The 13,042-nt window shown below is 55.7% G+C and carries 9 protein-coding genes; 1 reads left to right on the forward strand and 8 read right to left on the reverse strand.

Annotated features, from left to right (window positions below):
- Positions 1–50 precede the first annotated feature (50 nt).
- Positions 51–1,523, reverse strand: coding sequence for an amidohydrolase family protein (locus tag HMPREF3119_RS10630; RefSeq protein ID WP_004236276.1), 1,473 nt, complete (start codon positions 1,521–1,523; stop codon positions 51–53).
- 459 nt (positions 1,524–1,982) lie between these two features.
- On the opposite strand from HMPREF3119_RS10630, the gene HMPREF3119_RS10640 reads away from it, so the two are divergent.
- A complete protein-coding gene (locus tag HMPREF3119_RS10640; RefSeq protein WP_070579670.1) occupies positions 1,983–3,548 on the forward strand; it encodes a methyl-accepting chemotaxis protein in 1,566 nt (521 codons plus the stop codon).
- Positions 3,549–3,604: 56 nt separating this feature from the next.
- Here the strand turns inward: HMPREF3119_RS10640 and HMPREF3119_RS10645 are convergent, their stop codons facing one another.
- The 7 genes from HMPREF3119_RS10645 to kdpF form a co-directional block, all read right to left on the reverse strand.
- Complete coding sequence (locus tag HMPREF3119_RS10645) at positions 3,605–4,945, reverse strand: anaerobic C4-dicarboxylate transporter (RefSeq protein ID WP_024474494.1); 1,341 nt, start codon at positions 4,943–4,945, stop codon at positions 3,605–3,607.
- A 165-nt stretch (positions 4,946–5,110) separates the two neighbouring features.
- The gene (gene kdpE, locus HMPREF3119_RS10650) at positions 5,111–5,794 is read right to left on the reverse strand and encodes a two-component system response regulator KdpE (protein WP_024474493.1); all 684 of its coding nucleotides are present in this window, start codon (positions 5,792–5,794) and stop codon (positions 5,111–5,113) included.
- Positions 5,791–8,478: a two-component system sensor histidine kinase KdpD gene (gene kdpD / locus HMPREF3119_RS10655; protein WP_036416544.1), complete on the reverse strand. Its 2,688-nt coding sequence runs from the start codon at positions 8,476–8,478 to the stop codon at positions 5,791–5,793. The genes kdpE and kdpD overlap by 4 nt, the downstream gene beginning before the upstream one ends.
- Before the next feature lie 15 nt (positions 8,479–8,493).
- Positions 8,494–9,084 (reverse strand): potassium-transporting ATPase subunit KdpC, encoded by a 591-nt coding sequence (kdpC, locus tag HMPREF3119_RS10660; protein ID WP_004236267.1) that lies wholly within the window; start codon positions 9,082–9,084, stop codon positions 8,494–8,496.
- 9 nt (positions 9,085–9,093) lie between these two features.
- Positions 9,094–11,142, reverse strand: a complete 2,049-nt coding sequence (kdpB, locus tag HMPREF3119_RS10665; protein ID WP_032099064.1) for a potassium-transporting ATPase subunit KdpB — start codon at positions 11,140–11,142, stop codon at positions 9,094–9,096.
- 16 nt (positions 11,143–11,158) lie between these two features.
- Positions 11,159–12,841 carry a potassium-transporting ATPase subunit KdpA gene (kdpA, locus tag HMPREF3119_RS10670; RefSeq protein ID WP_070579673.1) on the reverse strand — a complete coding sequence of 561 codons (1,683 nt, stop codon included), beginning with the start codon at positions 12,839–12,841 and terminating at the stop codon, positions 11,159–11,161.
- Positions 12,841–12,930, reverse strand: a complete 90-nt coding sequence (kdpF, locus tag HMPREF3119_RS10675) for a K(+)-transporting ATPase subunit F (RefSeq protein ID WP_015422983.1) — start codon at positions 12,928–12,930, stop codon at positions 12,841–12,843. The genes kdpA and kdpF overlap by 1 nt, the downstream gene beginning before the upstream one ends.
- Positions 12,931–13,042 lie beyond the last annotated feature (112 nt).

The following is a 13,042-nucleotide window of genomic DNA, read 5'->3' on the forward strand; positions in this document are numbered from 1 at the left end:
AAAGGCGGGATCACTAAGAGAGACCGCTGCCCGCCGCAGCGCACTGCACATCAGGCCTTATTCATCGCCTGAGTAAAAAATTCATCACTGTAAGCCTGTGCGAAGTGGAAGGAGGCCATCCGCTCAGCCAGACGGAAGAACGCTTCCACTTCCTGTGCATTGAGGATTTTCCGGTCGCGGATGCGTGTTTCCAGCTCAGCCAGAGCGTTACGGGATAACCGGGTCACTTCCGGAAGATCAAAACCGGTCAGCATGCCGTTTTGTTTGCGGATCACACCGTCGGCCAGCACAGTATCGATATCACCGGTATGTGTCATCTGCACCACACTGCCTGCGGCGTGCACCGGTGCCACAAAACCATCTCTGTGGCGGATAATAATGATGTCCGCTTTTTTCCCGGCCACCAGCGAGCCGATCTCGTTTTCCATGCCCAGCACCTGTGCTGCGCCGAGGGTCGCCCAGTGCAGAGCCTCGCGGACAGTCGGGGTAATTTCAAACGGCATAGTATCGCGCTGATGTACTTTTTCATTCGCCAGTGCACGTTCAATCTGCAGTGCCATATTCATCTGAGTGAACAGATCATCTGTTGTCACACCGGTGAAATCCGTTCCGAGTGCAAACGGGATCCCATACTCCGCACAAGGCTGATAAGGCAGGAACCCCATCCCCATCTGTAACTCGCTGGACGGCGTGCTCGCCACATGGCCGCCGCTTTTGGCGATCAGTTTCCAGTCTTCGCCGGTCAGCCCGTTACTGTGGGCGTGGATATGTCCCGGCAGCAGTAAACCGTGGTCGTCCAGTTCACGCAAACCACGCAGCAGAACCGAGGTTTTGGCCGCCCCGGTGTGTGAGGCGTGTTTCAGGCCGAGACCATCCGCCAGACGGATCTGTTTTGCCGATTCAGCAAACGGCACCGTACCGGGATCGGAAATCAGCATCCCGGCTGTCAGCCGATCCTGGTCGCGGAACAGGGTTTCAGAGATCTCACGGGCACAATCACGCCGTGCATCCATGGAAGCAAAACCGGCGGGTTTAAAATCATACACCTGCATACCATAACCGTAGACACCACGGATGCCGCTGTCCTTCATAGCAGCAACAGCATTAGCGGCATGTTCCGGTGAGTTAACACAGTCATTCACCTCATAAACCGTTGTCGTACCGGCATTCAGAGCGCTGATATTACCGTTCAGAACCGCCGCATACATATTGTCTGCCGTCATCATTGCGCCGAATGCATGGAAGGTATTGATAAGAAATGCCGGTAACGACTCTTCCGCCGAAACACCACGGAACAGTGCCATCCAGTTATGGCGGTGCGCATCGATCATGCCCGGAGTGACAATCGCCCCTTGTGCATCAATCACCTGCGCATCGGTGTGGTGATCAAATGCCTGTATATCCGCACTGATTGCGCTGATCCGGTTGCCCTCGATCAGTATCGCGCCGTTGATAATATCGCCGGTGGCATCATCCATTGTGATGATTGTGCCGCCGCGAATGATTTTTTTATTCTTTTCCATGCAGGCCTCTCTGGTTAATATCAAAAATGTACTATACAGTACATTATAATCTGATTATAAAATCAACCTGTAAATCGGCAGCATAAAATCCATCTCATTTTCCGGGAAAAAAACACGTTTATTCTCCCTTCCGGGATAAAAAAGAAAATAATTCTTATTTTTCAGCAAAATATCCCGTGATTTCTGACAGGAAAAAATAAGAAATCCGCGCGTTTTTACCTCATTTTTTGCGCCGTACTGACATAAAAACTCAGCACAAAACATCAACAAAGTATAAAATAAAGGTCTTAAGCACTGAAATAATCCCCCGGAAAGATCACTCCCGAAGAAAAATAACCAAACCAACCCGTTGTTATCTCTGCTGTTATTGTCATGTGCTTATAAATTAATTTAATTAATTGATAAAGTTTTCTCTATAGTTTCCGATAACCAGTCATTTACTGAGTATCCGGAGGAATGATGCTTCTGCGCAGCATTAAAATCAGTACGAAACTCTTCGTGGCTTTTGGCTTTTCCATTCTGCTGATGGTCATCAGCGCCACACTGTCGGTTGTCAGCCTGAATAACGCCAATGACGGCATCCGCGATATCCTGGACGAGGATTATCCGATCACGGTAAAAGCAAACTTACTGATTGATTATTTTCATGATTTTGTCGGCATTCAGCAACTCCTGCTGCTGGATGATAAAAATCCTCAGATTCGTCAGCTGGCCGCCGGTGCTTCTGAAACCAGTAAAAAAATCACCCTGATTCTGGATGAATTTAATGAGACGCTGAAGGATGAGGCATCTCAGAACATCCTGAAAGAGATCCGCTCAGTCCGCCAGCAGTACCTCACCTCACAGCGCCGTATGGTTCAGTTTTCACAAAACGGAGATGAAGCCTCTGCAATCAATGAGATGGTGAATACCACAGCCGGTATTCAGCGCGCTTACCGCGACAATGTGATGCAGTTAATCGCCATTCAGGATGCGCATATGAAAGAGGCGGGAAATCAGGTGGAAAGTAATTTCAAAACCAACCGCCTCCTGCTGATCACTCTGACCATCATCAGTGCCATCGTCAGTGCCGTACTGGCGCGGATTATTGTGGTCAGTATCACCCGTCCGCTGGACAAAGCCGTCACGCTTGCCCGCGCCATTGCACAGGGGGATCTGACACAGCAGGTCAATGTCACGCATCATGATGAAACCGGGGTGCTGCTTAATGCCCTGGCTGAAATGCAGGTTCATTTGCAGGATATCGTGACTGAGGTGAAAAACGGCGCAGTCAGCCTGTCTGCCACCGCAGAGCAGATTGTTGCCGGTAACCAGAACCTGGCCGCCCGCACGGAAGAACAGGCCGCGTCAGTGGAGGAAACTGCCGCCTCAATGGAGCAGATCACCGCGACAGTGAAAAATACCGCCGCCAATACCCTTAAGGCAACCGCACTGTCGGCGGATACCGCCGGGGTGGTGAAACACAACGGCGAAATGATGGAGCAGGTGACGGATAAAATCCGTATGATCAACACGACGGCCACCCGGATGTCAGATATTATCAATCTGATTGATTCTATTGCGTTCCAGACCAATATTCTGGCGCTGAATGCCGCTGTGGAAGCCGCCAGAGCCGGTGAGCACGGACGCGGTTTTGCGGTGGTGGCCGGTGAAGTCCGCCTGCTGGCACAGCGCAGTGCCGATTCAGCCGGTGAGATCCGCACCCTGATTGAAAACTCTGCCGGTCAGACCCGCGAGGGGCTGCAACTGGTGGAGGAAGCCGCTGAATCACTGCGCGGTATTGTCAGTAACGTCAGCCAGATGGATGATTTACTGCATGAGATAGGCCACGCCAGTCATGAACAGACTGACGGGATCACTCAGATCAACAGTGCTATCGGGCTGATTGATTCCGCCACCCAGCAGAATGCCACCCTGGTGGAACAGTCTGTTGCCGCAGCCTCCTCCCTGAATGAGCAGGCCGGTACACTCAATGAGATGGTCGGTGTCTTTCAGCTTGCCGGAACGCCGTCCTCTGTATCCTGATGATTAACGGGCAGATAACGGGCATGACTGCCCGTTATCACTGTTCCGGATGGCTGTCAGAGAAAACCGTACATGGCGGAAAAGAACCAGCCGCACACACAGGAAACCCCGACACCGATCAGTCCCGGCGCAATAAAGCTGTGGTTAATCACAAAGCGCCCGATTTTGGTGGTACCTGAGCGGTCGAACTGGATAGCCGCCAGGTCACTCGGGTAGGTCGGCAGAATATAGTAGCCGTAACAGGCCGGTGCGGATGCCACAATATAAGCCGGATTGACCCCGATCATCAGCGCGAGCGGAACCACTGCCGCCAGAGCCGCCGCCTGCGAGTTGACAAACTTGGACACCAGCAGCAGCACCACTGCGTAAGCCCACGGATACTCTTTGACCAGCGATCCCAGCACACCCTCAATCTGCTCAAGGTGAGCACCGAACATGGTTTCCGCCATCCACGCGATACCGTAAACCGCCACAATCGCGATCATCCCCGAGCGGAATACTTCATTCTTCGAAATAGATGCCGGTTTGGTATCGGTAAAGATAATAATTAATGCCCCTGCCAGCAGCATAAAGATCTGAATCACCAAAACCATCGACAGCGGCTTGCCGTCAAAAACCGGCCGCAGCCACGAAAATGCCCCCAGTGATGCAACGACCGCGATAGAGGCCAGAAAGATCCACATTGCCAGCCAGTTACTGGCCGGTAATTTTTTATTGAGCAGGGTGGCGGTATCGCCGTAGACGTATTTCCGGTTCTCCGGTTTTGCGATAAATGACTGAAATTCCGGATCCTTATCCAGGTCTTTACCGCGATACCAGCTGAAGATACCGATGCACAGTATCCCGATCAGGGTGGATGGAATGGTGATCGCCAGCAGGTCAACAAAGCTCAGATGTTTGCCGTTGATGGTCACATCCCCCAGCATGGCGACCAGGGAGACCACCGCAACCGACACCGGGCTGGCGATTATCCCCATCTGGGAGCCTATTGTACTGGCCGCCATCGGCCTTTCCGGGCGGATATTATTTTTAATCGCGACATCATAGATGATAGGTAAGATGGTATAGACGACGTGCCCGGTACCGCACAGAATAGTCAGCAGACAGGTCACAAACGGCGCCACAATAGAGACATATTTCGGGTTACGCCGCAAAAGACGCTCTGCTATCTGCAGCATCACATCCAGTCCTCCGGATGCCTGCAAGGTAGCCGATGCCGCCACGACCGCAATAATCACCAGCATTACATCCACCGGCGGCTTTCCGGGCTTTAAGTGGAAGACAAAAACCAGCAGCACCAGGCCAATCCCGCCCAGTAAACCCAGGGCAATCCCGCCTTTACGCGCCCCGTAAAACAGACAGATCAATACCACGACAAGCTGGATAGCAAAATCCATAACTAACTCCTTTTAGGTACTTAAAAATCCGTGGGTCTGTATCACCTGGTTTCACTATAAAGCGCACAAAATAACAATTTTTTGATGTAAACGATAAAAACTGCCGGAAAACAGAACAGTTTTCCTATAACAGTGACGGAGGTAAAAAAAAGGCCGGAGAGGTATTCAGGGAACGGATACAAACCGGTAACCGATACCGGTTTCAGTGATGAAATGCTGAGGACGGGCCGGATCCGTTTCCAGTTTCTGGCGCAGATGTCCCATGTAAATACGCAGGTAGTGGGCGTGTTCGACGGCGTTCGGCCCCCACACTTCATTGAGCAGTTGCCGCTGAGTCAGTACTTTGCCGCTGTGGCCGATAAGAATGGTCAGCAGGCGGAATTCAATCGGTGTGAGATGCACTTCCTCCCCGCCTTTCCTGACCTGACGCCCGGCAATATCCACACAGATATCCCCGAATTCATAAACAGGATCATTTTTTTCGCTGCCGGGATAGCGGCGCATCAGCACCCGCAGCCGCGCCTGTAACTCCCCGACACCAAAGGGTTTGGTCATATAGTCATCCGCCCCGGCATCCAGGGCGGCAATTTTGTCATGCTCACTGTCACGGGCGGAAAGCACCAGCACCGGCACGGAACTCCACTGACGGAATTCCTGCACAAAGGTGATGCCGTCACCGTCCGGCAGACCCAGATCAAGGATCACCAGATCCGGTTTGCGGGTCGCCGCTTCCACCAGCCCGCGTGCCAGGTCTTCCGCTTCAAACACACGCACAGAATCCCCTTCCAGCGCAGTGCGCAGAAGGCGGCGGATCCCTTTTTCATCTTCAATAATCAGTACAGTGGTCACAACGGGTTATCATCTTCATCAATCACGGGCGGGTCTTCACAGGGTAGACGGATATGGAAGCTTGCGCCACCCCCGTCACGGTTTCCGGCTAAAATAGTGCCGCCGTGCACTTCCGCAATCGCCCGGCAGATAGCCAGCCCGAGGCCGATCCCCGGAATGGCGGATTCTTTCTGGCCGCGCGAAAATTTCTCAAATATCTGTGCTTCCTGTCCGGCCGGGATGCCCGGGCCGTTATCCCACACTTCAATATCAATCATATTGTCCGACAACCGCGAGCGGATGCCAATCTGCGCCTGCGGCCCGGCATATTTTATCGCGTTTTCCAGCAGATTGATCAACACCCGTTCAAACAGCGGGCCGTCCGCACAAATCAGCTGCATCGGGTCATTGAGGTCAATCTGCACCGAATCCGTATCAAAACGCGGTTTCAGCATTTGCAGGGCACTGCCGATCACCTCTTCCAGCGGCAGCCACTCTTTATTGAGATTAAAGCCGCCGGACTGGATCCGCGCCATATCCAGCAGGTTATTGACCAGCCGCGTGGTGCTGAGGATATGCTGGCGGATCTCATTGGCCTGCGCGGCATACGGTGAACCTTCGCTGGTCAGATCCAGCGTCAGGATCTCCGCCTGACCAAACAGTACAGTCAGCGGCGTGCGCAGATCATGGGACAGCGCCGCCAGCAGCGAGTTGCGCACCTGCTCGCGTTCACTGACCAGCCGCGACTGCGCCTCGCGTTCTGTCAGCGTGCGGCGTTCCAGCGCCCCCGCTGCCAGCAGGATCAGGGTTTCCAGCAGCCGCTGCTGTTCGGGGATCAGCAGCTGACGGCGGTTATACGGCTCCACAATCACCACGCCGTACACTTTCTCTGTCGTGCAGACCGGCAGGATCTGATACGGCACACCGGGCAGAGTACCGGTGCCGAACCCGGCGGGCTGGCCTTTGTCATAACTCCAGCGGATGATGGCATCGTCACGGCCGTTATCCGCCACCCCGCCCCCTGCCGGGATCAAGTTACCCTGCTCATCCGGCAGCAGCATTTCGCAGCGGGCATGCAGGCTGTGGCTGATAAAGTGGCAACTGACAGAGGCAATATCATCAGATTCCCGCGCCACCGCCAGCGCTTTCGACATTTCATACAGATGCCAGGTGCGCTGCTCGCGGTAACGTGCCACCCTGGCCTGATAGCGGACACCGGCAGTCAGGCTGCCGATCACCAGCCCGACGGTCATCATCACCGCGAAGGTGAGCAGATACTGCATATCCGAAACGGCCAGCGTGCCTTTCGGGTTGATAAGAAAGATATCAAAGCTGATAACGTTAATAATGGTGGCAAACACAGAAGGCCAGCGCCCGTAAAACCGCGCCACCACCACCACGCCCAGGATATAGAGCATTACCAGGTTGGCGTTATCAAAGGCCATCAGCCAGTGATGCGCCATAAGGGTAGTGACGGCGCAAATCAGTGCCGCGACAACACAACCCTGTAAATCGGTTTTGTGTTTATCCAGGAACGGCCGGTTGTCGCTGAATTTCTCACGGTTTTCCGGCTGCCGGTCCTGCGGGGCGATCATCACCACATCCAGATCAGCGGCACTACGGCTGAGCTGTTCCTGTAATTTGTCGCGCCGCCACCAGGATGTCCGCTCATGGCGGACAATCATAATTTTGCCGAGGTTATTTTCACGCGCATAGCGGATCACCGCGCGGCCCTCTTCCGGCTCCGCCAGCGTTGCCGTGGTGGCTCCCAGTTGCTGCGCCAGCGACAGGGTGGTGAGGATAGTACGCCGCTGCGGTGACGGCAGCTTATGCCGTGCGGGGGTTTCGACAAAAATGGCATGCCAGTCACTGCCGAGCCGTGCCGCCAGCCGGGCTGCGGCACGCACCAGTTTTTCATTGCCGCCGTCCGGACGCAGACAGACCAGAATCGCATCCCGGGTGTGCCAGACTTTCTCCTGACCTTTCCGCTCCCGCCAGGCACGCATTTGTTCATCGACACGGTCAGTGGTCCGCCGCAGCGCCAGTTCACGCAGTGCCAGCAGATTGCCTTTGCGGAAAAAGTGCTCGATCGCCCGCTCCGCCTGAGCAGGGAGATACACTTTTCCCTCACGCAGTCTGTCGAGCAGGTCGTCCGGCGTTAAATCCACCAGTACGATTTCATCGGCGGCATCAAACACCGGGTCCGGTACGGTTTCGCGCACACGAACACCAGTCACGCCGCCGACAATGTCGTTCAGGCTTTCCAGGTGCTGCACATTGATGGTGGTGAGGACATCGATCCCGGCATTGAGCAGCTCTTCCACATCCTGCCAGCGTTTCGGGTGGCGGGCGCCGGGGATGTTGGTGTGCGCCAGTTCGTCCATCAGGATCACCGCCGGATGGATCGCCAGCGCGCGGTCGAGATCAAACCCCGCCACCTGCCGCCCCCGGTAGTTATGCTTTTTCAGCGGCAGGATGCGCAGCCCTTCCAGCAAGGCAGCGGTTTCACTGCGGCCGTGGGTTTCCACCACCCCGGCCAGCACATCAATGCCCTGCTCACGCAGCCGCTGCGCCTCTTTCAGCATGGCGTAGGTTTTCCCGACACCCGCACAGGCACCGAAGAAAATCTTCAGTTTCCCGCGCGGGCGCTCTGTGACCTGTGCCAGTAACTGGTCAGGATCGGGACGCAGTGGCTCATCATACATAATGCTGTCCTTCCGTTAGTTCAGGCTGGTTTTGTCCGCCGCATGTGCATCCAGCGCCAGATTCAGTGCCAGCACATTCACGACCGGCACACCGGTAAACGCAGGCACCGGAGTGGTGATATGTTCGCGGATCAGTTTCTCCACCTCCGCCTGTGTCATATTACGCGCTTTGGCCACCCGCGCGGCCTGCCAGTAAGCGGCATCCGGAGAGATATCCGGATCCAGCCCGCTGGCAGAGGCGGTCACCAGGTCAACCGGCACCGGGCGGGAAGCATCCGGGTTTTCCGCCCTTAATGTTTCTGCCCGCTGCGCCACCCGCTGTAACAGTTCCGGGTTGCCGGTGCTCAGGTTGCTGCCGCCGGAACTCAGGGCGTTATACGGATGCTCTGCTGTTTCTGACGGGCGTCCGTGAAAATAACCGGGCTGTGTGAACTGCTGGCCGATCAGCGCCGAGCCTTTGACTTCGTTATTCACTTCAATCAGTGAGCCGTTGGCCTGGCGGGCAAACCACCACTCCCCGAGCGAGGTGGTCAGCAGAGGATAAAATACCCCTGTTACCAGTGCCAGAACCAGAAATATTATGATTGCGGGACGTATCTGACTCATTGTTTATCCTTATACTAACCCTGTCAGGGTCAGTAACATATCTATCAATTTTATACCGATAAACGGCACAACCAGGCCACCCAGTCCGTAGATCCACAGATTACGGCGTAACATCTGTGCGGCGCTCAGGGCATGGTACGGCACCCCTTTCAGCGCCAGCGGGATCAGAAAGACAATAATCAGGGCGTTGAAGATAACCGCACTTAACATGGCGGAATCCGGCGAGTGCAGACGCATGATATTGAGTGCATCCAGCTGCGGATAGGTCACCGCAAACGCCGCCGGGATAATGGCAAAATACTTGGCGATATCATTGGAGATACTGAACGTGGTCAGCGAGCCGCGTGTCATCAGCATCTGTTTACCGATATGCACCACCTCAATCAGCTTGGTCGGGTTGGAGTCCAGATCGACCATATTCCCCGCCTCTTTCGCCGCCTGGGTGCCCGAGTTCATCGCCACCGCGACATCCGCCTGTGCCAGTGCCGGCGCATCATTGGTGCCGTCGCCGGTCATTGCCACCAACCGCCCTTCTTTCTGATACTGACGGATCAGCGCCAGTTTGGCTTCCGGGGTGGCTTCCGCCAGGAAATCATCCACACCGGCCTCGGCGGCAATGGCAGCGGCGGTCAGCCGGTTATCCCCCGTGATCATCACGGTTTTGATCCCCATCTGGCGCAGTTGTGCAAAGCGTTCGCGGATCCCGCCTTTTACGATATCTTTCAGGGCGATCACCCCGAGCACGCGATGCTCTTCGGCCACTACCAGCGGGGTTCCGCCGCTGCGTGCAACCTCTTCCACCAGTTTGTCGACCTGTGCCGGAAAATGACCGTGGTTAGCCTCAATATAGCGGCGGATAGCATCGACGGAACCTTTACGGATAGTGCGCCCGTCCACATTGATGCCGCTCATGCGGGTCTGGGCGGTAAACGGGATAAAAGTCGCATTCAGGCTTTCCAGATCACGCGCCCGCAGGCTGAAACGCTGTTTTGCCAGCACCACGATACTGCGTCCTTCCGGGGTTTCATCCGCCAGTGATGACAACTGAGCTGCATCTGCCAGCGTTCTTTCATCCACACCGGATGCAGCCAGGAAAGCAGAGGCCTGGCGGTTACCCAGTGTGATGGTGCCGGTTTTGTCCAGCAACAGCACGTCCACATCCCCGGCAGCTTCCACGGCACGGCCGCTGGTGGCGATGACATTGGCGGCCAGCATACGGCTCATCCCTGCCACACCAATAGCTGAAAGCAGGCCGCTGATGGTAGTCGGGATCAGACAGACCAGCAGGGCAATCATCACTGTCAGAGTGACCGGATGGCCGGTATAGGCGGTAAACGGCCAGAGTGTCGCCACCGCCAGCAGGAACACAATACTCAGTGCGGCCAGCAGGATGGTCAGGGCAATCTCATTCGGCGTTTTGCTGCGTTTCGCACCTTCGACCATGCTGATCATGCGGTCAAGGAAGCTGTCACCCGGGTTGGCACTGCACTCAATAATCAGCCAGTCGGACAGAATCCGGGTACCGCCGGTAACAGAAGCAAAATCGCCGCCGGATTCGCGGATCACCGGCGCGGATTCACCGGTAATGGCGCTCTCATCCACAGATGCACCGCCTTCCAGCACGGTACCGTCACACGGGATCAGATCCCCTGCTTCCACCAGTACCAAATCCCCTTTGCGCAGGGTATCAGCGGAGACCATATCAAAACCGCTGTCGCGCTGTGCCGCATGCAGACGCCGTGCGCGGCTGGTTTTTTTCATTCCTTTCAGGCTGTCGGCCTGCGCTTTGCTGCGCCCTTCCGCCAGCGCTTCGGCGAAGTTGGCAAACAGCACGGTAAACCACAGCCACAGGGCGACGGTGAGGGTAAATCCGCCGTTACCGCTGATAAATCCGCTGAACATCCCGGCGGCCAGCAGTGTGGTCAGCAGGCTGCCGCACCAGACAATAAACATCACCGGGTTCTGCCACTGCACCACCGGCGAGAGCTTGCGGAATGCATCCGGCAGTGCGCGGCGCACCAGTGCGGGTTCAAATAATCGCTGTGTCTGACGACTCATGGTGTTCTCCCGTCAATCACTTAAGTAAATCAAGAAATTCCGCCACCGGCCCCAGTGCCAGTGCAGGAACAAAGGTCAGTGCGCCGATCAGCAATATTGCGGCGATCAGCAGCCCGGTAAACAGCGGCCCGGTTGTCGGCAGTGTGCCTGCCCCGGCGGTCCGGATGGTTTTGCTGACCAGCGAGCCTGCCAGCATCATCACCAGCGCAATCACCACGAAGCGGCCCGCGAGCATGCAGAATGCCAGCAGCAGGTTCCAGAACGGGGTGTTGGTACTCAGCCCGGCAAAGGCACTGCCGTTATTGTTTGAAGCGGATGAGAGGGCATACAGCACTTCACTGAAGCCGTGAGCGCCCGGATTGAGCATCGCGCCGCGTCCGGCCTCCGTCATCATAGCCAGCGCCGTGCCGCCGAGAACCAGCGCCGGGGTGACCAGAATCGCCAACGCGGTCAGTTTCATCTCCCGCACCTCGATTTTTTTGCTGAGGTATTCCGGCGTACGGCCAATCATCAGTCCGGCGATAAAAACGGCGAGGAAAACAAACAGCATCATTCCGTAGAAACCGGCACCCACACCGCCGAAGATCACTTCACCGATCTGCATCAGCCACAGCGGCACAAGACCGCCCAGCGGAGTCAGGGAGTCATGCATACTGTTTACCGCACCACAGGAGGCGGCGGTGGTCACGGCCACAAACAGCCCGGTGGCAAGGATACCGAAGCGGCTCTCTTTCCCTTCCATATTGAAGGTGCTGTCGATCCCCATCCCCGCAAAAGCCGGATTACCGTGAGTTTCGCTCCACATCACCGCCACAGCGGCGGCAACAAAGACAATGGTCATCGCGGCCAGCAGTGCACGGCCCTGGCCCGGGTTACCGGCACAGCGCCCGAATGCAAAACAGAGTGCCGCCGGGATCAGGAAAATCGCCAGCATCTGCACAAAGTTGGTCAGTGCGGTCGGGTTTTCAAACGGATGCGCTGAGTTGGCACCGAAGAAGCCGCCGCCGTTGGTACCGAGCAGTTTAATCGCTTCCTGGGAGGCCACAGGCCCCATCGGCAGCACCTGCTGCACGCCTTCCGGGGTGATAATGGTCTGGTAGTCATGGAAGTTCTGAATCACGCCCTGCGAAATAAAGAACAGCGCAATAATCACGGAGAGCGGCAGCAGCAGCCACAGCGTGATGCGGGTCAGATCCGCCCACGCATTGCCGAGTGTCTGCACAGAACGGCGGCACAGAGCGCGGATCAGGGCAAACGCCACAGCAATACCGGTGGCGGCAGACAGGAAGTTCTGTACTGTCAGTCCGGCCATCTGACTGAAATAGCTGACTGCGGATTCTCCGCTGTAAGACTGCCAGTTGGTATTAGTGACAAAACTGACCGCCGTGTTCAGCGCCAGATCCCATGACATCCCCGGGAAGTGACGCGGATTGAGCGGTAAATCCGCCTGCAGCATCAGGATCGCCGTCAGGAAAATCAGTCCCAGCGCATTAAACAGCAGCAGTGCTGTCAGATATTCCTGCCAGCGCATCTCGTCGCGGCCAATCCCCGCAAAGCGCCACAGCACACCTTCCACACGGCGCAGAACCGGCAGCGGTGTACCGTCAATAAAGCAGACCAGCAGGTTACTGAGCAGTTTTGCCGCAATCAGCAAAACAATCAGAAACCCGGCGATAAGTAAAAAGGCATTCGCGGCCATCAGAATTTCTCCGCATTAATCAGGGCATAAAGGAGGTATGCCAGCAGCAGTAATGTACCGGCGATGCCTGCAATAAGAGCCAGACTCATAACTTGTCCTTACATGTGTGAGGTATTCATCATTGAGTCTAGAAAAGCGGGTGCAAAGATGTCGCAAAATTCGGCGGGAAAGGTATAAAAAAAGTATAAAAATGCGGGTTTC

The sequence above is a fragment of the Morganella sp. HMSC11D09 genome (genome assembly GCF_001807955.1).
Classification (GTDB): Bacteria; Pseudomonadota; Gammaproteobacteria; order Enterobacterales; family Enterobacteriaceae; genus Morganella; species Morganella morganii.

Coding starts and splice junctions, on each gene's coding strand:
- HMPREF3119_RS10630 (WP_004236276.1), bottom strand. CDS start 1,523: ATGGAAAAGAATAAAAAAATCATTCGCGGCGGCACAATCATCACAATG.
- HMPREF3119_RS10640 (WP_070579670.1), top strand. CDS start 1,983: ATGCTTCTGCGCAGCATTAAAATCAGTACGAAACTCTTCGTGGCTTTT.
- HMPREF3119_RS10645 (WP_024474494.1), bottom strand. CDS start 4,945: ATGGATTTTGCTATCCAGCTTGTCGTGGTATTGATCTGTCTGTTTTAC.
- kdpD (WP_036416544.1), bottom strand. CDS start 8,478: ATGTATGATGAGCCACTGCGTCCCGATCCTGACCAGTTACTGGCACAG.
- kdpC (WP_004236267.1), bottom strand. CDS start 9,084: ATGAGTCAGATACGTCCCGCAATCATAATATTTCTGGTTCTGGCACTG.
- kdpB (WP_032099064.1), bottom strand. CDS start 11,142: ATGAGTCGTCAGACACAGCGATTATTTGAACCCGCACTGGTGCGCCGC.
- kdpA (WP_070579673.1), bottom strand. CDS start 12,841: ATGGCCGCGAATGCCTTTTTACTTATCGCCGGGTTTCTGATTGTTTTG.
- kdpF (WP_015422983.1), bottom strand. CDS start 12,930: ATGAGTCTGGCTCTTATTGCAGGCATCGCCGGTACATTACTGCTGCTG.